Below are 24,686 nucleotides of genomic sequence, written 5' to 3'. Positions count from 1 at the left end.
CTCCGTACTGGGGACAACGGTCAGGAATCGGTTCCGTCAAGCGCCAGCCTGACGAGGGTGTCGGTGTCGAGCTCGTCGAGGTCCAGGGCCTCGTCGGTGGACTCGTCGCGGGGACCGCCGTCGGCGTCGGTGAGATTGAGCAGCAGGTCCAGCAGCCCGGCCTCGCGGATGCGGGCCAGCGGGATCGTCGCGAGCGCCTGCCGGACGGCCGCCTCCGCCGGGTCGCCGTCGTCGGCCTGCGCCGCCTCGGGCACCAGTCCGTCGAGCAGGTTCTCGGCGAGCACGGCCGGGTTCGGGTAGTCGAAGACGAGGGTCGCCGGCAGCGACAGGCCGGTGGCCCCGGTCAGCCGGTTGCGCAGCTCGACCGCCGTCAACGAGTCGAACCCGAGTTCCTTGAAGGCGCGCTGGGGCTTGACCCGGTCCGTGCCCGCGTGGCCGAGCACGGCGGAGGCGTGGGTACGGACCAGGTCGACCAGGTGCCGGACCCGCTCGGGTCGGGGCAGGGTGAGCAGGTGCTCCCGGAGGGCGTCGGCGACCCCGCCCGGCTGCTCCTCGGCGCGGGCGTGGAGCGCCTCCCGGACCTCGGCGATGTCGTCGAGCAGCGGTCGGGGACGGGCCGAGGCGTACGCCGGGGCGAAGACCGCCCAGTCGACGTCCACCACGGTCAGTGCCGCCCGGGGCAGGCCGACGGCGTACCGCATGGCGTGCACGGCCTCGGCCGGTGCCATCGCGGTCAGGCCGCGCCGGGCCAGCAGTCGCTGGGCCTCGCCGGTGGCCATGCCGCCGTCGGCCCAGGGTCCCCAGGCCACGGACGTCGCCGGCAGGCCCCGTCCGCGACGGTGCTCCGCCAGCGCGTCGAGGAAGGCGTTGCCCGTGGCGTAGGCGGACTGCCCGCCGCTGCCCCACACCCCGGCGATGGAGGAGAAGAGCACGAACGCGGCCAGCGGCCGGTCGCCGAGCAGGGCGTCCAGGTGCAGCGCGCCGGCGACCTTGCCGTCGAGCACACCGGCGAACGCGGCCAGGTCGGTGTCGGCGATCAGGCCGGACTCGCCGGCGCCCGCCGCGTGGACCACGGCCGTCAACGGCGCGGGGTCCTCGTCCAGCCGCGCCAGCAGTGCCGCCACCTGGTCGCGGTCGGCCACGTCGCAGGCGACGACCGACGCCCGGACACCCTGCGCGGTCAGCTCCTCGCGCAGCTCCACCGCCCCCGGGGCGCGCTCGCCCCGACGGCTGGTCAGCACGACGTGCGCGGCGCCGTTGGCCGCCGCCCACCGGGCCACGTGGGCGCCCAGCGCGCCCGTGCCGCCGGTGACCAGCACCGTGCCGGACGGCCGCCACCGCTCCGCCGCGTCGGGGGCGGCGGGTGCCGAGCGGACCAGGCGGCGGACGAACACCCCGGAGGGGCGTACGGCCAGCTGGTCCTCGTCGCCGGAGCCGGTCACCACCCGCGCGAGCCGGTCCCACGCCGTCGCGTCGACCTGGTCGGGCAGGTCCACCAGTCCACCCCACAGCTGGGGATGTTCCAGGCCAGCCACGAGCCCCAGGCCCCAGAGTCCGCTCTGGGCGACGCCGTGCACCGTGTCCCCGTCGCCGGTGCTGACCGCGCCCTGGGTCAGGCACCACAGCCGGGCCGGCGCCCCGGTGTCGTGCAGGGCCTGGAGCAGCAGCAGCGTGGCGGCCGTCCCGACCGGCACGGCCGGGTGGGCGGGGTGCGGCTGGTCGCGGAGGCCGAGCAGGGAGAGCACGCCGGTGACGGGCCCGTCGGCCAGCGCGTCGGCCAGCCGCCGGGCGAGGCCCGCCCGGTCGGTGCCGACCGGGTCGACGGTGAGCCGGACCACGTCGGCGCCGACCTCGGCGAGGGCCTTGGTGACCGCCTCCGCCCGGGTGCCGTCCGCCAGGTCGTCCTCCGCCGTCACGAGCAGCCACACGCCGGGCCGCGCCGGGTCGGCGGTGATGTCGGTCCGCTTCCACCCGACCCGGTACGACCAGCCATCCACGACCGCCCGCCGCGTGCGCGCCCGGTGCCAGGTCGACAGGACCGGCAGGGCCGGGGTGAGGGCGTCCAGGGCCGCGCCGTCGTCGCCGAACTGCGCGGCGAGGGCGGTCAGGTCGGCGCGTTCCACCGCGTCCCAGAAGTCGGCGTCGCCGCCGTGGGTCGCCGCCGGTCGTGGCCGGCCCGCCGGCTCGGGCCAGTATCGCTCCCGGTGGAAGGCGTACGTGGGCAGGTCCACCCGGCGGGCACCGGTGTCGGCGAACCACGGCTGCCAGCTCACCGGCACCCCGTGCACGTGCAACTCCGCCAGGGCGTGCAGCAGCGCGTGCGCCTCACGCCGATCCTTCCGCTGCACAGCGACCGCCAGCACGGCGTCGTCGTCGGGCAGCACATCCGCCGCCATCGCGGTCAACACGCTCTGCGGGCCGACCTCCAGGAACGTGTCCACCCCGGCGGCCCGCAGCGCGGTGATCCCGTCGGCGTAGCGCACCGCCTCGCGGACGTGCCGCACCCAGTACTCGGGCGTGCGGATCTCGTCGGCGTCGGCCAACGCGCCGGTCACGTTCGACACGACCGGCAACAACGGCGCGGCGAACGTCAACCCGTCCAGAACCGCACGGAACTCCGCCAGCATCGGCTCCATCAACGGGCTGTGGAACGCGTGACTGACCGTCAGCCGACGGGTGCGGACACCCCGCTCCCGCCAGACCCGCTCCACCTCGTCCAGCACATCCTCGGCACCGGAGACCACGACCGACGTCGGACCATTGACCGCCGCGATGCCGATACGGTCGCCCAGGCCCGCGAGAGACTCCACCACCGCAGCCTCGTCCGCCGCCACCGCCAGCATCCCGCCACCCGCCGGCAGCGCCTGCATCAACCGGCCCCGCGCGGCGACGAGCTGACACGCGTCCGACAGGGACAGCACCCCCGCCACGTGCGCGGCCGTGACCTCACCGATCGAATGACCGGCCAGCATGTCCGGCACGATCCCGAACGACTCCACCAACCGGAACAGCGCCACCTCGACCGCGAACAGGCCGGCCTGCGTGAACACCGTCTGATCCAACAGCCCCGCCTCGGCGGAGCCCTCGGCCGCGAACAGCACCTCCCGCAGCGGACGCGGCAGCAACGGGTCCAACTGCGCGCACACCTCGTCCAACACGGCGGCGAACACCGGGAACCCGGCGGACAACTCCCGACCCATGCCGGCGCGCTGCGCACCCTGACCCGAGAACAGCAGCGCGAGTTGGCCGCGTGCGGCCGCGGAGCCGGTCACGACAGCCCCGGAGGGCTCGCCCGCGGCCACCGCCGCGAGGCCCGCCAGCAGGTCGTCCCGGCTCGCCCCGGACACGACCGCCCGGTGCTCCAGCGCCGACCGCGACACCACCGAGGACCACGCGACGTCCACCGGACGCCGCTGCCCGTCCGCCGACAACCAGCGCGCCCACCGACCCGCCTGCGCCGACAGCCCCGCCGCGTCGCGGGCGGAGAGCAGCACCGGCACCACCGGCGGTACGTCCCGGGCGACGATCTCGCCCTCGATCGCCTCGACCGGCGGCTGCTCGATGATCACGTGCGCGTTGGTGCCGGAGATGCCGAACGACGACACCGCCGCCCGACGCGGCCGGTCCACCTGCGGCCACGGAGTGGGCTCGGTCGCCAGCGCCACCGCCCCGGAGGTCCAGTCGATGTGCGGGGACGGCTCGTCCACGTGCAGCGTCGGCGGCACCAGCCCGTGCCGCATCGCCAGCACCATCTTGATCACGCCGGCGACGCCGGCCGCGGCCTGGGCGTGCCCGATGTTCGACTTGATGGAACCGAGCCACAGCGGCTCCCGGCCCTGCCGGTCCTGCCCGTAGGTGGCCAGCACGGCCTGCGCCTCGATCGGGTCACCCAGCGTCGTTCCGGTGCCGTGCGCCTCGACCACGTCGACGTCGGCGGCCGAGAGCCGCGCCGACGCGAGGGCCTGGCGGATCACCCGCTGCTGCGACGGGCCGTTCGGCGCCGTCAACCCGTTCGACGCGCCGTCCTGGTTCACGGCGCTGCCGCGTACCACGGCCAGGATGCGCCGGCCCTCGCGCCGCGCGTCGGAGAGGCGCTGCACCAGCAGCACGCCGACGCCCTCGGACCAGCCCGTGCCCTCGGCCGACGCCGCGAACGACCGGCACCGGCCGTCGGGCGACAGACCCCGCTGGCGCGAGAACTCCACGAACGTGCCCGGCGTCGCCATCACCGTCACACCGCCGGCCAGCGCGAGGTCGCACTCGCCGCTGCGCAGCGCCTGCACCGCCAGGTGCAGCGCCACCAGGCTGGACGAGCACGCCGTGTCCACGGTGACCGCCGGGCCCTCCAGGCCGAACGTGTACGCCACCCGACCGGAGAGCACGCTGCCGGAGTTGCCCGTGCCGATGTAGCCCTCGACCTCGGGCGTCTCCATGAGCCGCGTCGAGTAGTCGTGGTAGATGACGCCCGCGAACACACCGGTCCGGCTGCCCCGCAGGCCGGTCGGGTCCAGGCCCGCCGACTCGAACGTCTCCCACGACGCCTCCAGCAGCAGGCGGTGCTGCGGATCCATGGCGAGGGCCTCGCGCGGCGAGATGCCGAAGAAGCCGGGGTCGAACTCCGCCGCGCCGTACAGGAAGCCGCCGTGCCGGGTGTACGAGGTGCCGGCGTGGTCGGGATCCGGGTCGTACAGCGACTCGAGGTCCCAGCCCCGGTCGGCCGGGAACTCCCCGATGCCCTCCCCGCCGGTGCTGACCAGCTTCCACAGCTCGTCGGGAGACTCCACGCCGCCCGGGTAGCGGCAGGCCATGCCGACGATCGCGATCGCCTCGTCGGCGTCGCCGGCCGTCGGCTCGTCGGAGGCGACGGCGCCGGGCCGGGTGCCGGCGAGTTCCGCGTACACGTGGGCCGCCAGGGCCTGCGGGGACGGGTAGTCGAACACCAGGGTCGAGGTGAGGCGCAGGCCGGTCGCGCCGTTCACCCGGTTGCGCAGCTCGACGGCGGTCAGCGAGTCGAAGCCCAGGTCCTTGAATGCCCGGTCCGCCGGCACCGCCTCCGCGCCACCGTGCCCGAGCACCTGCGCGACCAGGCCGCGTACCAGCTGGTCCACCTGCGCGAGGCCGTCCTCGGCGCTGAGGCCGGCGAGCCGGTCGGCCCAGCCGCCGTCACCCTGCCCGGCGCGGCGGCGGGTCGTCGCCACGTCGACCAGGTTGCGCAGCATCGGCGGTACGACCGCGCCGGAGGCCGCCGCCCGCAGCGCGGGTACGTCGATCACGGCCGGCACCAGCACCGCCCGCTCGGCCCTCACCGCGGCGTCGAACAGTTCCAGCCCGGTGCGGGCGTTCATCGGCCGGAGTCCGGCGCGCGCCGTCCGGGCCCGGTCGTTGCCGCCGATCGACGCGGCCATGCCGGCGGTGTCCCACATGCCCCACGCCAGGCTCACCGCCGGCAACCCCAACTGCCGCCGATACACCGCCAACCCGTCCAGGAACGCGTTACCCGCCGCATACGCCGACTGACCCGGCGAACCCAACACCCCCGCCACCGACGAAAACACCACAAACAAATCAAGATCCAGAGACGCCGTCGCCTCATGCAGGAACCAACCCGCCGACACCTTCGGCGCCAACACCCCCGCAAGCCGCTCGTCGGTGACCCGCTCGACCACCCCGTCGTCCAGGACACCCGCGGTGTGCACCACACCCGCCAACCGGCCCGCCGCAGCGACCTCACCGACCAACCCGAACACCTGGTCCCGGTCCGTCACGTCACAGGTCACCACCCGAACCGACGCACCCAGCCCGGACAACCGCTCCGACAACTCGCCCGCACCCGCAGCCTCCGGGCCACGCCGCGACACCAACACCAGCGACCGCACCCCGTGCACCGACACCAGGTGCTCCGCCACCAACGCACCCAGTGCACCCGTGCCACCGGTCACCAGCACCGCGCCGTCGCCCACCACCGGCGTCTCCGCCGGAGCCGGGGCGACCGCCCGCACCAGACGCGGCACGAACACCGCACCGGAGCGGACGACCAGCTGGCCGCCGGCCGGGTCCCCGGCGAAGCGGGCCAGGATGCCCAGCACGCCGGGGCTCATCGCGTCGTCGACGTCGGCCAGGACGATGCGGCCCGGGTGCTCGGACTGCGCCGCGCGCAGCAGGCCCCACACGGCCGCAGCCGCCAGGTCGGTCACCCGGTCCTCGTCGCGGACGGCCACGGCGCCCCGGGTCACCACCACGAGCTTCGAGTCCGCCAGCGCGTCGGCGGCCAGCCACGCCTGCACCAGGCCCAGCACGTCGGAGGTCACCGTGCGTACGGCCTCCGCCGGGTCGGCGTCGTCGGCGTTCGATGCGGCCGGCGTGAACAGCAGCAGGCGCGGCGGCGTGATGCCGGCGTCGATCGCGGCCCGCAGCTGCCTGATCGTCTCGGCGGAGGGACCGCCGGGGACGCCCGGCAGGGCCGGCCCGCCCAGCACCGCCCAGCCGGAGGCGTCGTCGACCGCTTCGGCCTCCTCGGCCTGCCAGGCCACCTCGAACAGCGAGCGGGACGCCGCGCTCGCGGCGGCCACGCCGGTCAGCTCCCGCAGGACGAGGGAGTCCACCGACACCACCGGCGCGCCCGCCTCGTCGCAGGCGACAAGCCGCACCCCGGAACCGTTGCGGGTCAACCGCACCCGCAGCAGCCCCGCCCCCGAGGCGTGCACCTGCACACCCTCGAACGCGAACGGCACCCGCGGCCCGCTCGACTCCTCCGTGCCGGGCAGCAGCCCGATCGGGTGCAGAGCGGCGTCCAGCAGCGCCGGGTGCACCCCGAACCGGGCAGCCTCCGCCGCCGCGTCGTCCGGCAGCGCCACCTCCGCGTACACGTCGTCCTCGACGGTCCACACCCGACGCAGCCCCTGGAACACCGGCCCGTACGCCAGGCCGTGCCCGAGCAGCGCCGGGTACCAGCCCGCCAGGTCCACCTCGGCGGCGCCGGCCGGCGGCCAGGCGGCCGTCCCCGGCTCGTCCGCCGTCGCCGGTTCCAGCACGCCCTCCGCGTGGCGGGTCCAGCCCACCTCGGGGTCGTCGTCCGGGCGGGAGTAGACGGCGACGGGGCGCTGCGGCGACTCCGACGCGGAGACCCGCACCTGGATCCGCACGGCGCCGGACTCGGGGAGCACCAGCGGCACCAGCACCGTCAGGTCGCGCAGCCGGGGCAGGTCCACCTCGTCGCCGGCGCGCACGGCCAGCTCCACCAGCGCCGTACCCGGGACCAGCGTCACGCCGGAGACCACGTGGTCGGCCAGCCACGGGTGCGTGCTCAGGGAGATCCGGCCGGTCAGCACGACCTCGTCGTCGCCGGCCAGGTCCACCGCCGCGCCGAGCAGCCCGTGCCCCGCCACGCCGAGGCCGGCACCGCTGACGTCACCGGCCCGCAGCCGGCCCACGGCCGGCCAGAAGCGCTGCCGCTGGAACGGGTACGTCGGCAGGTCGACCGGGCGGGTCGCGGCCGGCAGGAGGGCGGTCCAGGTGACCGGCACGCCGTGCACGTGCAGTTCCGCCAGCGCGTGGACCAGCGACACCGGTTCCGGTCGCCCCGGGCGGAGGGTCGCCACGACCGCCGCCGACGGCGCGGCGCCGTCGTCCGGCAGGCAGGCGCCCACCATGCCGGCGAGCACCGCGTCGGGGCCGAGTTCGAGGAACGTACGGACGTTGCGCTCGCGGAGGCTCGCGACCCCGTCGGCGAACCGGACCGTCTCCCGGACGTGCCGGACCCAGTAGTCGGGGGTGCCGATCTCGTCGGGGTCGGCGACCTGGCCGGTCAGGTTGGACACGATCGGCAGGACGGGCCAGTGGAACGTCAGCCCGTCGAGCACCTGCCGGAACTCGGCCAGCATCGGCTCCATCAGCGGGCTGTGGAACGCGTGGCTGACGGTCAGCCGGCGGGTACGGACACCCCGCTCCCGCCAGCTCCGCTCCAGCCCGTCGAGCGCCTCGACGTCCCCGGAGACCACCACGGCGTTCGGGGCGTTCACCGCCGCGACGCCGATCCGGTCGGTCAGGCCCGCGATCGACTCGGCCACCGCGTCCTCGGCGGCGGCCACGGCCAGCATGCCGCCGCCGGCGGGCAGGGCCTGCATGAGCCGGCCGCGGGCCGCGACCAGCGCGCACGCGTCGGCCAGGCTGAACAGGCCGGCGACGTGGGCGGCGGCCACCTCGCCGATGGAGTGCCCGGCCACCAGGTCCGGCGCGACACCGAACGACTCGACCAGCCGGAACAGGGCCACCTCGACGGCGAACAACCCGGCCTGGGTGAACACCGTCTGGTCCAGCAGTTCCGCCTCGGGCGTGCCCGCCTCGGCGAACAGCACCCCGCGCAGCGCGCGCGGCAGCAGCGCATCGAGGTGCCCGCACACCTCGTCCAGGGCGGCGGCGAAGACCGGGAAGGCCGCGTACAGCTCGCGACCCATGCCGGCGCGCTGCGCCCCTTGACCCGAGAAGAGGACGGCGGTCCGGCCGGTCCGGGCCACCCCCCGCACGACGGCGGCCGAGGGCTCGTCGTCGGCCAGCGCGGCAAGGGCGGTGAGCAGTCCGGCGCGGTCGCCGGGCAACAGCACCGCGCGGTGCTCGAAGACGGTCCGGCCGGTGGCGAGCGCCCGGCCGACGTCGGCGACGGTCAGGTCCGGCTCGTCGTCGACGAGGGTCCGCAGCCGGCGCGCCTGCGCGCGCAGGGCGGCGTCGTCGCGGGCCGAGAGGACGCAGGCGACGAGGTCGCCCGGGACGGTCGTGGCGGGCGGTGCGGGCTGCGCCGGGGCGGGCTCCGGGGCCTGCTCGATGATGGTGTGCGCGTTGGTGCCGCTGATGCCGAACGACGACACCGCCGCGCGGCGGGGCCGCTCGACCACCGGCCACGGCCGCGCGTCGGTGAGCAGGGCGACCGACCCGGTCGTCCAGTCGATGTGCGGGGACGGCTTCTCGGCGTGCAGGGTCGGCGGCAGCACGCCGTGCCGCATCGCCAGCACCATCTTGATCACGCCGGCGACGCCGGCCGCCGCCTGGGCGTGGCCGATGTTGGACTTCACCGACCCCAGCCACAGCGGCCGGTCCTGCGGCCGGCCCTGCCCGTACGTGGCCAGCAGCGCCTGCGCCTCGATCGGGTCGCCCAGGGCGGTGCCGGTGCCGTGCGCCTCGACGGCGTCCACGTCGGTCGTGGCGAGCCGGGCGTTGGCGAGTGCCTGCCGGATCACCCGCTGCTGGGCGGGGCCGTTCGGCGCGGTCAGGCCACTGCTGGCGCCGTCCTGGTTCACCGCGCTGCCGCGGACAACGGCGAGGACGCGGTGGCCGTTGCGCTGCGCGTCGGAGAGGCGCTCCAGCAGGAGCATGCCGACGCCCTCGGCGAAGCCGGTGCCGTCGGCGCCCGCGCCGAACGCCTTGCACCGCCCGTCGGGCGACAGGCCGCGTTGCCGGGAGAACTCGGTGAGCATGCCGGGGGTGGACATGACGCTCACCCCGCCGGCGAGCGCGAGCCGGCACTCGTCCTGCCGCAGCGCCTGGGTGGCCAGGTGCAGCGCCACCAGCGACGACGAGCAGGCGGTGTCGACGGTGACCGCGGGCCCCTCGAGGCCGAACAGGTACGAGATCCGGCCCGAGGCGACGCTGCCGGCGCTGCCGTTGCCGACGTGGCCGCCCAGTTCGTCGTCGGTGCCGGCGGCCTGGGAGGCGTAGTCGTGGTAGATGAGCCCGACGTAGACGCCGGTGCTGCTGCCCCGCGCCGAGTGGGGGTCGATCCCGGCCCGTTCGAAGGCCTCCCAGGACGTTTCCAGCAGCAGCCGCTGCTGCGGGTCCATCGCGAGCGCCTCCCGGGGGGAGATCCCGAAGAAGGCGGCGTCGAACTGCGCGGCGTCGTGGAGGAAGCCGCCCTGGCGCGGTACGGCCGTGCCGTCCTCGCCGCCGACGCGCAGGTCGTCCAGGTTCCAGCCCCGGTCCGTGGGGAAGGGCGAGATGACGTCGGCGCCGGCGGTGACCACGTCCCAGAGCTGCTCGGGGGTCTGCACGTCGCCGGGGAACCGGCAGGCCATGCCGATGATGGCGATCGGCTCGTCGAGGGCGGCGGCGGTGCCGACCGCGGCGGGCCGGTCCACGACCGCCGCGCCGCCGAGTTCCTTGTCGAGGAACTCGGCGAGCACCACCGGGGTGGGGTAGTCGAACGCCACGGTCGCGGGCAGCCGCAACCCGGTCGCGGCGGAGAGGCGGTTGCGCAGCTCCACCGAGGTGAGCGAGTCGAAGCCCAGTTCCTTGAAGGCGCGCTGGGTGTCGACACTCTCCGCCGAGCGGTGCCCGAGCACGGCGGCCACGCTGGCGGCCACCAGGTCGAGCAGGTGGCCGCGCCGCTCCGCCGGGCTGAGCGTCGCCAGCCGGTCCCGCACCGACGCGGTGTCCGCCAGGCCCCGGCCCACCGCGCGCCGGGCCGGGCCGGTGGCCCGGATCAGGTCACGCAGCAGGCTGGGCACCGTCTGGCCGGTCGGCCGCGACGCGGCCGGCGGCAGGTTCATGAGTACGAGGTGCGCGTTGCCGCGCTGGCGCGCCAGCTCGTAGAGCGCCACGCCCTGCCGGTCGGTCAGCGGGGCGCTGGTGGCGCGGATCGCCTTACGGTGTTCGGTGCCGCCCAGGTGCGCGGTCATGGCGCTGCTGGTGGCCCAGAGACCCCAGGCGAGGCTGGTGGCGGGCAGGCCCTGCTCCCGGCGGTGCCGGGCGAGGGCGTCGAGGAACGCGTTGGCGGCCGCGTAGTTGGCCTGCCCCGGGGAGCCGAGGGTGGCCGCCACCGAGGAGAACAGCACGAACGCGGCCAGGTCCAGGTGGCGGGTGGCCTCGTGCAGCGCCCAGCCGGCGTCCACCTTCGGCGTCAGCACGGCGTGCAGGGCCGGCGCGTCGAGCGAGCCGATGGTCGCGTCGGCGATCACCCCGGCGGTGTGGACCACCGCGGTCAGCGGGTGCGCCGGCTCCACCAGTTCCAGCAGCCGGGTCACCTGCGCGGGGTCGGCCACGTCGGCGGTGCCGACGGTGACCCGGGCGCCCGCGCGGGTCAGCTCCTCGACCAGGTCCCGGTACTGCTCCGGGCCGCGTCGGGAAGCCAGCAGCAGGTGCCGCGCCTGGCCGGTGGTGACGAGGTGCCGGGCGAACACGCCGGCGAGGGCGCCGCCGGCGCCGGTGATCAGCACGGTGCCGTCCGGGTCGGCGGGCGCGGGCACCCGCAGGACGACCTTGCCGATGTGCCGGGCCTGGCTGATGTGCCGCAGCGCCTGCCGGGCCTGCCGCACGTCCCACGCCCGAACGGGCAGCGGCCGCAGCGCGCCCTGTTCGAACAGGGCGAGCACCTCGGTGAGCATCTCGCCGATGCGCCGGTGTCCGGCCTCGTTGAGGTCGAACGCGCGGTACGTCACGCCCGGGTGCCGGGCGGCGACCACGTCCGGGTCGCGCAGGTCGGCCTTGCCCATCTCCACGAACCGGCCACCGCGGGGCAGCAGCCGCAGCGACGCGTCGACGAACTCGCCGGCCAACGCGTCCAGCACCACGTCCATCCCGGCGCCACCGGTCACCGAGCCGAAGGCCTGCTCGAACTCGGTGGTCCGCGACGACGCGATCCGTTCCTCGGCCACGCCCAGGCCCCGCAGCACGCCCCACTTGCCGGGGCTGGCGGTGGCGTACACCGTCGCGCCCCAGTGCCGGGCGAGCTGGATGGCGGCCATGCCGACGCCGCCGGCGCCGTTGTGGATGAGCACCGACTCGCCGGCCCGCAGACCGGCCAGGTCGTGCAGCGCGTAGTACGCGGTCAGGAAGACCACCGGCACGGACGCGGCCTGGGCGAAGGACCAGCCGGCGGGGATCTTCGCGACGAGGTCGCGGGTGGCGATCACCTCGGGGGCGAAGGCGGGCTCGAACATGCCGAGCACCCGGTCGCCGGGCGCCAGGTCGGTCACGCCGGGGCCGACCTCGACCACCACGCCCGCGCCCTCGCTGCCCATCACGGCCGTCGGATCGGGGTACATCCCCAGGCCGATCAGCACGTCCCGGAAGTTGACCCCGGCCGCGCGGACGGCGATGCGCACCTGGCCCGCGTCCAGGGCGACGGCCGTGGCGGGCACCATGCCGATGCCGTCCAGGGTGCCGGGGCTCACCGCCCCGACCCGCCACAGCCCGGCCGGCGGCACGAGTTCCTCGGCAGCCGTGCCGGCGGGCCGGCCCAGGCGGGGGGTGCGCACCTCGTCGCCGCGTACGGCCACCTGACCGCCGGTGGCCGACGGGTCCTCGGCCACGGCGGCCAGCAGGGCGAGGGTGGCCGGGGTGAGTTCGCCGTCGACGTCGGCGAGGACGATCCGCCCCGGGTGCTCGGACTGCGCGGAGCGCAGCAGGCCCCAGACCGCCGCGCCGGGCAGGTCCCGCAGCGCGTCGGCCGGGGTGGCGGCCATGGCGCCGCGGGTCAGCACCACCAGCGTCGTGTCGGCCAGGGCCGCGCTGTCCAGCCAGGACCGCACCACGTCCAGGACCCGGGCGGTGACCGTACGGACGAGGTCGGGCAGGTCGCCCTCAGGCGTGCCGGCGCGCACCGGAAGGACCAGCGCGCGAGGTGCCTCGACCGAGCCGGCCGAGACCGCCGCGGTCAGCTCGTCGACGGTCGGGAAGACCGGCGTGGCCAGGCCCGCCGGCGCGTCCCCGTCGCCGAGCAGCACCCAGCCGGAGACGTCCCGCGCCGGGGTGACCGGCTCGGGCTGCCACGTCACCTCGAACAGCGACCGCTCCGCGGCCTCGGCGCCGGAGGCGTCGGTCATCTCCCGCAGGGCGAGCGACTCGACGGACACCACCGGCGCGCCGGACTCGTCGCCGGCCACCAGCCGCACGCGCGAGCCCGACCGGGTCAGCCGCACCCGCAGCGTCCTGGCGCCGGACGCGTGCACCTGCACGCCCTCGAACGCGAAGGGCACGCGCGGTCCGCCGGACCGCTCGGTCAGCAGCAGCCCGACGGGGTGCAGCGCGGCGTCCAGCAGTGCCGGGTGCACGGCGAAGCTGGCGGCGTCGGCAGCCGCCTCGTCCGGCAGGGCGACCTCGGCGTACGCCTCGTCGCCGGCGGTCCACAGCCGCCGCAGGCCCCGGAACGCCGGCCCGTAGGCCAGGCCGCGCTCCGCCAGCGCCGGGTACCAGCCGGCGAGGTCCACCTCGGCGGCCCCGGTGGGCGGCCAGGGGCCCAGGGCCGGCTCGTCGGCGGCCTCCTCCAGCAGGCCGTCGGCGTGCCGCAGCCACGCGGCGTCCGGGTCGCCGTCGGGCTGCGAGTGCACCGCCACGGGCCGGGCGTTGGAGCCGTCGGCCGCGCCGACGCGCACCTGCACGCGGACCGCGCCCGAGTTCGGCAGCACCAGCGGCGCGGCGATGGTCAGTTCCCGGACCCGGGAGACGCCGACCTCGTCGCCGGCCCGCACCGCGAGCTCGACCAGGGCGGTGCCCGGCAGCACCAGCGCGCCGCCGACCACGTGGTCCGCCAGCCAGGGGTGCGTCGACGCCGACAGCCGGCCGGTCAGCACGACCTCGTCGTCACCGGCGAGGCGCACCGCCGCGCCGAGCAGCCCGTGCCCGGCCGCGCCCAGCCCCGCGCCAGACACGTCGCCGGTCGCGGACCGGTCGACCGCCGGCCAGAACCGGTCCCGCTGGAAGGCGTACGTGGGCAGGTCGACCGGGGCGGCGCCGGAGCCGGCGAACACGCCCGCCCAGTCGACGGGCACCCCGGCGACGTGCAGGTCGCCCAGATTGGCCAGCAGCTGGCGCGGACCGTTCTCGTCGCGGCGCAGCGAACCCGCCACCACGCCCGCGTCGCCGGCGCCGGTGGCCCGGTCGAGCGCGTCCTGGACGACCACCTTCAGCACGGGGTGCGGGCTGACCTCGACGAAGGCCCGGAAGCCCTGGTCGACCAGCCGGTCCACCACGGGCGCGAGCCGGACCGGTTCCCGCAGGTTGCGGTACCAGTACTCCGCGTCGAGCTCGACGGTGTCGATCAGCTCGCCGGTGACGGTGGAGTGGAAGGCCACCGTGGTGGACCGCGCCTCGACCGTGCCGAGCCCGGCCATCACCTCGTCGCGGACCGCGTCGACGTGGCCGCAGTGCGACGCGTAGTCGACGGCGACCTGCCGGGCCCGGATGTCCCGCTCGGCGCAGTACGCGAGCAGCGCGGTGACCGACGCCGAGTCGCCGGAGACCACGGTCACGGCGGCGCCGTTGACGGCGGCGACGGAGAGACTCCCCTGCCACGGCGCGATCAGCTGCTCAGTGTCCGCGGCCGAAAGCGGGACGGAGACCATGCCGCCCCGACCCACGATCGCCAGCAGGCCGCGGCTACGCGCCACGACGAGCCGCACCGCGTCCGCGAGGGTCAGCGCGCCGGCGACGCAGGCCGCGGCGATCTCGCCCTGCGAGTGCCCGACGACGGCGGCCGGTTCGACGCCGCACGAGCGCCAGAGCTGCGCGAGGGACACCATGACGGAGAAGAGCACGGGCTGGACCACGTCCACCCGGTCCAGCGGCGGCGCGCCGGGCGCCTCCCGGAGCACGTCCTCCAGGGACCAGTCCACCAGCCGGGACAGCTCCTCGGCGCACTCGTTCATGTGCTGCCGGAAGACCGGCGAGGTCTCCAGCAGGTCCAGCGCCATCCCCGTCCACTGGGAGCCCTGGCCGGGGAAGACGAAGACGACCTTCGGTGCGGCGTCCACGGCGGCCGGCGAGCTGTCAGCGGAGGCCAGGGCGGCCAGGCGGGCGATCGCGTCGTCCCGGTCGGCGGCCACGACGACCGCGCGGTACGGGTGGTGGGCCCGCTGGGCGGCCAGGGAGAACCCGAGGTCGCGCGGGTCCAGGTCGGCGTCGGCGGCGAGCCGCTCGCCGAGGCGGGCGGCCTGCGCCCCGAGTGCGCGAGGGCTTCTGCCGGACACCAGCAGGGGCACGGCGGCGGGCCCGACCAGGCCGGGAAGGTCGCCGGCCGGCGGGGGCGTCGCCGGGGCCGGCTCGTCGGGGGCCTGCTCGATGATGGTGTGCGCGTTGGTGCCGCTGATGCCGAACGACGACACCGCCGCGCGGCGGGGCCGGTCGGCGGCCGGCCACGGCCGTGCCTCGGTGAGCAGGGCGACCGCCCCGGCGCTCCAGTCGACGTGGGGCGACGGCTCGTCCACGTGCAGGGTGGGCGGCAGCACGCCGTGCCGCATCGCCAGCACCATCTTGATCACGCCGGCGACGCCCGCCGCCGCCTGGGAGTGGCCGATGTTCGACTTGATCGACCCGAGCCAGAGCGGCTCCCCGCCGTCGCGGTCCTGCCCGTAGGTGGCCAGCACCGCCTGCGCCTCGATCGGGTCGCCGAGGACGGTGCCGGTGCCGTGCGCCTCGACCGCGTCCACGTCCGCCGGGGTCAGCCGCGCGTTCTCCAAGGCCTGCCGGATCACCCGCTGCTGGGACGGGCCGTTCGGGGCGGTCAGCCCGTTCGACGCGCCGTCCTGGTTGACCGCGGAGCCACGCACGACGGCGAGGACGCGGTGGCCGTTGCGCCGGGCGTCGGACAGGCGCTCCACCAGCAGCATCCCCACGCCCTCGGACCAGCCGGTGCCGTCCGCGCCGGCGGCGAACGCCTTGCACCGCCCGTCGGGGGCCAGCCCGCCCTGTCGGGAGAACTCGGAGAACATGCCGGGCTGCGCCATCAGCGCCACCCCGCCGGCCAGGGCCATGTCGCACTCGCCGCCGCGCAGCGCCTGGGCGGCGAGGTGCAGCGCCACCAGGGACGAGGAGCAGGCGGTGTCGACGGTGACGGCCGGGCCTTCGAGGCCGAACGTGTAGGCGACCCGCCCGGAGGCGACGCTGCCCGCCGTGCCGGTCAGCAGGTGCCCCTCGAGGCCGTCCAGGTCGTCGCGTCCGCTGGTGGCGTAGCCGGAGGAGGCGGCGCCGATGAAGACACCGGTGGCGGTGCCGCTGAGCGCGGTGGGGTCGATGCGGGCGTACTCGAAGCTCTCCCAGGCGGTCTCCAGCAGCAGCCGCTGCTGCGGGTCCATGGCGAGGGCCTCGCGGGGGCTGATGTTGAAGAAGCCGGCGTCGAAGTCGGCCGCGTCGTAGAGGAAGCCGCCCTGGTCGGTGACGGTGCCGCCCGCCTGGTCGCCGTCCGTGCCGTACAGCCGGTCGAGGTCCCAGCCGCGGTCGGTGGGGAACTCGCCGATCGCGTCGGCACCGGAGGTGACGAGCTGCCACAGCTGCTCGGGGGTGGCGACACCGCCGGGGTAGCGGCAGGCCATGCCGATGATGGCGATCGGCTCGTCGGCGTCGGCGGTGACGACCGTACGGACCGTGGGGCCGGCGCCGGTGGACCGGCCGAGCTGCGCGAACAGGTGGTCGGCCAGCCGGGCCGGGGTGGGGTGGTCGAAGGCCAGCGTGGCGGAGAGCCGCAGCCCGGTCGCGGCGCCCAGCCGGTTGCGCAGTTCCACCGAGGTCAGCGAGTCGAACCCCAGGTCCTTGAAGGCCCGGGCGGCGGGAACCGCCTGCGCCGAGGCGTGACCCAGCACCGTGGCGGCCTGCCCGCAGACCAGGTCGACCAGCGCCTGGCGGGCGTCCGCCTCGGACAGGCCGGCGAGCCGGTCCCGCCACGACGTCCCGGCGGTCGGCTGGTCGGTGGCCGTGCGACGCCGTCCGCCGCGCAGCAGGTGCCGCAGCAACGGCGGCACGTGGCTCGCCTCGCCGGTGACCTGGAGTCGGGCCGCGACGACGACCGGCGGGACCGCCGGCAGGGCGGCGTCGAAGAGTTCGGCGCCCTCGGCCGGAGAGAGACCGCTCATCCCGACCCGCCGCAGCCGCTGCTGGTCGTCGCCGTCGAGGTGGGCGGTCATCGCGCTGGCGGTGGCCCACATGCCCCAGGCGATGCTGGTGGCGGGCAGCCCCTGCTGCCGGCGGTGCTGGGCGAGGGCGTCGAGGAACGCGTTGGCGGCCGCGTAGTTGCCCTGCCCCGGGGAGCCGAGGGTGGCCGCCACGGAGGAGAACAGCACGAACGCCGCGAGGTCCAGGTGCCGGGTGGCCTCGTGCAGCGCCCAGCCGGCGTCCACCTTCGGCGCCAGCACCGTACGCAGGGCCCGCTCGTCCAGCGAGCCGATGGTCGCGTCGGCGATCACCCCGGCGGTGTGCACCACCGCGGTCAACGGGTGCGCCGGGTCGATCCCGGCGATCAGCCCGGTGACCTGCGCGGGATCGCTGACGTCGACCGTCACGGCGGTGACGTCGGCGCCCGCGTCGGTCAGTTCCCTGACCAGGGTGGCGTAGTCGTCGGCGCCGGGCCGGCCGGGTTCGCGACGGGAGGCCAGCAGCAGGTGGCGGGCCTGACCGCTGGCGACCAGGTGCCGCGCGACCACGCCGGCCAGGGTCCCGGCCGCGCCGGTGACCAGCACGGTGCCCTCGGGGTCGAGGGGCGCGGGGATGCGGAGCACCACCTTGCCGACGTGGCGGGCCTGGCTGACGTGCCGCAGCGCCTGCCGGGCCTGCCGCACGTCCCACGCCCGTACGGGCAGCGGCCGCAGCGCGCCCTGCGCGAAGAGGGCGAGCACCTCGGCGAGCATCTCGCCGATCCGGGTGCTGCCCGCCTCGTTCAGGTCGAACGCCCGGTAGGCCACGCCCGGGTGGTCGGCGGCGATGGCCTCCGGGTCGCGCAGGTCGGCCTTGCCCATCTCCACGAACCGGCCGCCCCGCGGCAGCAGCCGCAGCGACGCGTCGACGAACTCGCCGGCCAACGCGTCCAGCACCACGTCCACCCCGGCGCCACCGGTGGCCGCGCCGAAGACCTGCTCGAACTCTGTGGTCCGCGACGACGCGATCCGCTCCTCGGCCACCCCCAGGCCGCGCAGCACGCCCCACTTGCCGGGGCTCGCCGTCGCGTGGACGGTGGCGCCGAGGTGGTGGGCGAGCTGGATGGCGGCCATGCCGACGCCGCCGGCGCCGTTGTGGATGAGCACCGACTCGCCGGCCCGCAGGCCGGCCAGGTCGCGCAGCGCGTAGTACGCGGTCAGGAAGACCAGGGGGACGGACGCCGCCTGCGTGAAGGTCCAGCCGGCGGGCATCTTGGCGATGCGCTCCCGGTGGGCGACCGCCTGCGGGCTGAACCCGAGTTCGAACATGCCCATCACCCGGTCGCCGGGCGCCAGGTCGGTCACGCCGGGGCCGACCTCGACCACCACGCCCGCGCCCTCGCTGCCCATCACGGCCGCCGGGTCCGGGTACATCCCCAACGCGATCAACACGTCGCGGAAGTTCACCCCCGCCGCGCGCACGGCGATGCGTACCTGCCCCGCGTCCAGCGCCCCGGGCACGGCACGAACCAGCTCGATCCCGTCCAGGGTGCCGGGCGCCACGGCCGCCAGGTGCCACGACCCGGACGGCGGCGTCAGCTCGTCGCCCACCGGCCGTACCAGCCTCGGCACGAAGGTCCGCTCGCCCCGCACCGCGAGCTGCCCGCCGGAGACCGACGGGTCGACCGCGGCTCCGGCCAGCACGGCGAGGGTCGCGGGGGTCAGCTCGCCCTCGACGTCGGCCAGGACGATCCGCCCCGGGTGCTCCGACTGCGCCGACCGCAGCAGACCCCAGACCGCCGCGGCGGCCAGGTCGGTGACCTGGTCGTCGTCCCCGGCGGCCACCGCGCCCCGGGTCACCACCACGAGCTTCGTGTCCGCCAGCGGCTCGGCGGCGAGCCAGGACCGCAGCACGTCCAGGACACCGTTGGTGACCGCCCGCACGGCCTCCGGCACGGCGACGTCGGGCTCGCCGGCCGGGACCGTCAGCAGCACCTGCCGGGGCGCGGCCCCGCTCGCCGCCAGCGCTGCCACGTCGGCGAAGACCGGCAGCTGCGGCAGCGCGGCCGGGGCCTGCCGGCCCAGCGTCGCCCACCCCGGCAGGTCGTCGACTCCGACGATCTGGTCGGCCTGCCAGGCCACGTCGAACAGCGACCGGGCGGCGGCGCTGCGGGTCGCCGTCGCGGTCATCTCCCGCAGCACCAGGGAGTCCACCGACACCACCGGCGCGCCCGATGCGTCGCAGGCGACCAGCCGCACCCCGGAGCCGTCCCGGGTCAACCGCACCCGCAGCGTCCTGGCTCCCGAGGCGTGCACCTGCACACCCTCGAACGCGAACGGCACGCGCGGCCCGCTCGCCGCCTCCGTTGCCAGCAGCAGCGCCACCGGGTGCAGCGCGGCGTCCAGCAGCGCCGGGTGCACCCCGAACGCGGTCGCGTCCCCGGCCGCCCCGTCCGGCAACGCCACCTCGGCGAACGCCTCGCCGTCGGCCGTCCAGGCCCGCCGCACGCCCTGGAACACCGGCCCGTACGACAGGCCGTGCTCCGCCAGCGCCGGATACCAGCCGGTCAGGTCCACCTCGGTCGCGCCCGCCGGGGGCCACGCCCCGACGCCCGGCTCGTCGGCCGACACCGGTTCGAGCACGCCGTCGGCGTGCCGCACCCACTCGGCGTCGTCGTCCGCGGGCTGGGAGTACACGGACACCGACCGGGCGGCGGAGCCGTCGGCAGCGCCGACCCGCACCTGCACGCGTACCGCACCGGACTCCGGCAGCACCAGCGGCGCCGCCACGGTCAGCTCCCGCACCCGCGACGCGCCCACCTCGTCGCCGGCGCGCACCGCCAGCTCCACCAGCGCGGTGCCCGGCACCACCACGGCACCGCCGACCACGTGGTCCGCCAGCCACGGGTGCGTCGACGCCGACAGCCGGCCGGTCAGCACCACCTCGTCGTCGCCGGCGAGCCGCACCGCCGCACCGAGCAGCGGGTGCCCCGCCACGCCCAGGCCGGCGCCCGACACGTCGCCGACCCGCCACGGCACCACCTCGGGCCAGAACCGCTCCCGCTGGAAGGCGTACGTGGGCAGGTCCACCCGCCGCGCCCCGGTGTCGGCGAACCACGGCTGCCAGCTCACCGGCACCCCGTGCACGTGCAGCTCGGCCAGCGCCGCCAGGAGCGCCTGCGCCTCCGGCCGGTCCCGGCGCTGGGTGGCAACGGTCAGCACGTCGTCGTCGGGCAGGACGTCCGCCGTCATCGCGGTCAGCACGCTGCGCGGACCGACCTCCAGGAACGTGTCGACACCGGCGGCCCGCAGGGCGGCGATCCCGTCGGCGTAGCGCACGGCCTCGCGGACGTGCCGCACCCAGTACTCCGGGGTGCGGATCTCGTCGGCGTCGGCGAGCGCCCCGGTCAGGTTCGACACGATCGGCAGCGTGGGCGCGGCGAAGGTCAACCGCTCGACGATGCCGCGGAACCGCTCCAGCACCGGCTCCATCAGCGGGCTGTGGAACGCGTGGCTGACGGTCAACCGGCGGGTACGCACATCCCGGTCCCGCCAGACCCGCTCCACCTCGTCCAGTGCCTCGACGGCGCCGGACACCACGACCGAGGTCGGGCCGTTGACCGCCGCGACGCCGAGCCGGTCGGTCAGCCCGGCGATGGACCCGACCACCGCGGCCTCGTCGGCGGCCACGGCGAGCATCCCGCCGCCGTCGGGCAGCGACTGCATCAGCCGGCCCCGCGCGGCCACGAGCAGGCAGGCGTCCTGGAGGGACAGCACCCCGGCCACGTGCGCCGCGGCGATCTCGCCGATCGAGTGCCCGCCCACGAAGTCCGGCACCACGCCGAACGACTCCACGAGCCGGAACAGCGCCACCTCGACGGCGAACAGCCCGGCCTGGGTGAAGGCGGTCTGGTCCAGCAGCTCCGCCTCGGCGGAGCCCTCCGGCGCGAACAGCACCTCCCGCAGCGGGCGCGGCAGCACCCGGTCCAGGTACCCGCACGCCTCGTCCAGGGCGGCGGCGAAGACGGGGAACTCGCCGTACAGCTCCCGGCCCATACCGGCGCGCTGCGCGCCCTGGCCGGAGAAGAGCACCGCCAGCGGACCCCGGTCCCCGGCCTGGCCCGTGACCACCGTGCCCGACGGCGCGCCCGCCGCCAGGGACTCCAGGCCCGCCAGCAGGCCCGCCCGGTCCTCGGCGAGCACCACCGCGCGCCGGTCGAGCGTCGACCGGGACACCACCGACGACCAGGCCACGTCGAGCGGGCGCGGCTCCTCGTCCTCGCCCAGCCAGCGGGCCCACCGGCTGGCCTGCGCGGACAACGCCGCCGGGTGCGCGGCGGAGAGCAGCACCGGCGCGACGGCGGGCCGGCGGGCCGGGGTGGCCTCGTCGGCGGCCGGGTCGGGAGTGGGCGCCTGCTCCAGGATCAGGTGGGCGTTCGTGCCGCTCATGCCGAAGGACGACACGGCGGCCCTGCGGACGTGCTCGCCGCCCGTCCACGGGCGGGCCTCGTCCAGCAGGGACACGGCGCCGGTCGACCAGTCGATGTGCGGGGACGGCTGGGCCACGTGCAGGGTGGGCGGCAGCACGCCGTGCCGCATCGCCATCACCATCTTGATGACGCCGCCGGCGCCGGCCGCGGCCTGCGGGTGACCGATGTTCGACTTCAGCGACCCCAGCCACAGCGGCCGGTCGGCGGGCCGGCCCTGGCCGTACGTGGCCAGCAGGGCCTGCGCCTCGATCGGGTCGCCGAGCCGGGTGCCCGTGCCGTGCGCCTCGACCACGTCCACGTCGGACGGGCTGAGCCGGGCGTTCTCCAGCGCCTGCCGGATGACCCGCTGCTGCGAGGGACCGTTGGGGGCGGTCAGGCCGCTGCTGGCGCCGTCCTGGTTCACGGCGCTGCCCCGGATCACCGCCAGGACGGGGTGACCGTTGCGCCGGGCGTCGGAGAGCTTCTCGACGAGCAGCATGGCGACGCCCTCGGACCAGCCGGTCCCGTCGGCGTCGGCGGAGAAGGCCTTGCACCGGCCGTCGGAGGCGAGCCCCCGCTGGCGGGAGAACTCGACGAAGGCGCCGGGCGTGGCCAGCACGGTCACGCCGCCGGCCACGGCGAGGGAGCACTCGCCGTCGCGCAGGGCCTGACCGGCGAGGTGCAGGGCGACCAGCGAGGAGGAGCAGGCGGTGTCGATCGTGACGGCCGGCCCCTCCAGCCCGAAGGAGTACGCCAGCCGGCCGGACATGACGCTCGCGGCCGTGCCGGTGAGGACGTAGCCCTCCGTGCCCTCGGGCAGTTGCCGCAGCACCGACGTGTAGTCCTGCCCCGCGGTGCCGACGAACACCCCGGTACGGCTGCCCCGCACCGACGTGGCGTCGATGCCGGCCCGCTCGAAGACCTCCCAGGTCACTTCGAGCAGGAGCCGCTGCTGCGGGTCCATGGCCAGCGCCTCGCGCGGCGAGATCCCGAACAGGCTCGGGTCGAACAGGCCGGCGTCGTGCAGGAAGCCGCCCCGGTTGCTGTAGGTGGTGCCGGGGTGGTCCGGGTCGGGGTCGTAGAGCCCGTCGAGGTCCCAGCCCCGGTCGTCGGGGAACGTGCCGATGGCGTCCACACCGCCCGCGACCAGGTCCCAGAGGTCCTCCGGCGAGGCGACCCCGCCGGGGAACCGGCAGGCCATGCCGACGATCGCGATCGGCTCGGCGTCCTCGTTCTCCAGCTCGGTCAGGCGCCGGCGCGCCAGGCGGAGCTCGGAGGTCACCCACTTCAGGTGTTCGAGGAGCTTGTCTTCGTCCGCCATGACCCACCCGCCCAGAGCTTGCTATCGATCGGAATCTGCCGATTCGTTGACCACACCACCGCCGACGGAACGGCTTCGTGCACAGGTGGGTGGAGACATGGCCGTTCGGCTCATGAACCCGACACCTGTTCCGAATTCCGGTTGTCGTGCCTGCTCAGGCGCCCGCCACGCCGGACCGTCCCGCCGACACATGCCCGCCACCGTGACTGGACGGTACTGAGCGCCCATCGCGCGCCCAACCCCTAGAGAACCCCTGATCGGCCGGCCCGCAAGGGCCGTCGCGACGGGCCGGCGAGGAAGCCGTGACCAGCATCGCGACGGCCGCTCAGGCGGGCTGTCCGGCGACCGCGGGCAGGATGCGGCGCAGCCGTCCCGGGGGCGTCGAGCGGCGACGCCACTCCCGGGGGTAGCCCACCGAGACCTCCTCGAACCGGACCCCGTCGTACCAGGTGGTGCGCGGGATGTGCAGGTGGCCGTAGACGGCGACGCGGGCGTCGAATCGGACGTGCCAGTCCGCGGTGGCCTCGGTGCCGCACCACTGCGCGAACTCCGGGTACCGCAGGATCCGGGTGGGCTCCCGGACGAGCGGGAAGTGGTTGACCAGAACGGTGGGCAGCCCGCCCCGTTCCGCGGTGAGCCGGCGCTCGGTCAGGGCCAGCCGCGCCCGGCACCAGGCGTCCCGGGTCGGGTACGGGTCCGGATGCAGCAGGATCTCGTCGGTGCAGACCACGCCGACCTCGTGGGCCCGCGCCAGGGCCTGCTCCCGGGTGTACGTCCCGGCCGGCCGGAAGGTGTAGTCGTAGAGCACGAAGAGCGGGGCGATCAGGACCGGATCGTCTCCCTGCGGGTCCCAGACGGGGTACGGGTCCTCGGGAGTGACCACCCCGAGCCCGCGGCAGAGTTCCACCAGGTGCTGGTAGCGCGCGTCCCCCCGCAGCTGGATCGGGTCCTCGCGGGGGGTCCAGAGCTCGTGGTTGCCGGGGGCCCAGATCACCTTGGCGAACCGGCGGCTGAGCAGTCCCAGCGCCCACTCGATGTCGCCGACGAACTCCCCGACGTCGCCGGCGACGATGAGCCAGTCGCCGTCCCGCTCCGGCCGCAGCCGTTCCACGATGGCCTTGTTCTCGGCGTGGACCACGTGCAGGTCACTGATGGCGAGCAACTGAGGCAGGCCGGATCCGGCCATGCGGACCTCCCGTCCATCCGGGGTACCGCACGCACCCACATCCGTACCGCTCGGCTGCCGGTGGGCAGGGCGAGACGGCCTGACGGGCTCCGACCCTACGGAGCCGGGCCCGCACAGGCACACCCCTAGATGGGCTGCGCGCACCCCTAGGCGGCCGTGACCTGGCCGACGTCGGCCAGGTCACGGCGTCGCCGCGCCGACAGCGCGCCTCCACCGTCCGGTCAGGACTTGCCGAACTCCCGCTGGATGATGTCGAAGAGCTCCTCCCGGCTCGCTGACTCCAACTCCTCCGCGGCGGCCGGCGCCGGTGTGGTGGCGGGTCGTCCCCGCCACCTGGCCACCAGCTCCTCCAGCCGGCCGACGACCGCATCGTCGACCTGGTCGCCCGGCAGCCCGCCGAGGAGTTTGTCGAGGCGTTCGATCTCCGCCACGATCGGCAACGCCGGCTGCTCGGGGGCCAACTCGGCCCGCAGGTGACCGGCGAGCGCGGCCGGCGTCGGGTGGTCGAAGACGAGGGTGGCGGGCAGCCCGATGCCCGTTTCGGCGGTCAGCCGGTTGCGCAGTTCGACGGCGGTGAGCGAGTCGAAGCCCAGTTCGAGGAAGCCACGGCCGGGCCTGATCACGCTGGGCGTGGCGTGTCCCAGCACCGCCGCGGCGGTGCCGCGGACCAGGTCGAGCAGGATCCGGTCGCGCTCCGGCCCGGAGGCGGCGGCCAGCCGCTCCCGCAGCGCCGACGCCGCGCCGCGGTCCTCGCCCTTCGGCGCCTCCTCGTCCGGCCCGGGCTGGGCCTCGGGGATGTCGGTGAACAGGCGAGACGGACGCAACGCCGTGAACGACGGCACGAACCGATCCCACCGCACATCCGCCACCACCACCTGCGCCTC

Annotated in this window: 3 protein-coding genes; all 3 read right to left on the bottom strand. The window is 75.8% G+C overall.

Translation table 11 applies throughout. The annotated features are described in order from the left end of the window. Window positions 1-20: 20 nt before the first annotated feature. Entirely contained in the window at window positions 21-22,616 is a 22,596-nt protein-coding gene (locus AB0G13_RS04930) for a type I polyketide synthase (RefSeq protein WP_357869003.1), read from the bottom strand. A 325-nt stretch (window positions 22,617-22,941) separates the two neighbouring features. Then, window positions 22,942-23,802, bottom strand: coding sequence for a metallophosphoesterase (locus AB0G13_RS04925; RefSeq protein WP_357869001.1), 861 nt, complete (start codon window positions 23,800-23,802; stop codon window positions 22,942-22,944). 221 nt (window positions 23,803-24,023) lie between these two features. Further along, window positions 24,024-24,686: phosphopantetheine-binding protein (locus AB0G13_RS04920; RefSeq protein WP_357868998.1), on the bottom strand; the 663-nt coding region annotated here is incomplete at its 5' end.

This window comes from Micromonospora sp. NPDC023633 (genome assembly GCF_040640035.1).
Taxonomy (GTDB): Bacteria; Actinomycetota; Actinomycetes; order Mycobacteriales; family Micromonosporaceae; genus Micromonospora.
Note: the sequence above shows the minus strand (reverse complement) of the source record. Positions and strands in the feature narration are given on the sequence as shown.

Coding starts and splice junctions, on each gene's coding strand:
- AB0G13_RS04930 (WP_357869003.1), bottom strand. CDS start 22,616: ATGGCGGACGAAGACAAGCTCCTCGAACACCTGAAGTGGGTGACCTCC.
- AB0G13_RS04925 (WP_357869001.1), bottom strand. CDS start 23,802: ATGGCCGGATCCGGCCTGCCTCAGTTGCTCGCCATCAGTGACCTGCAC.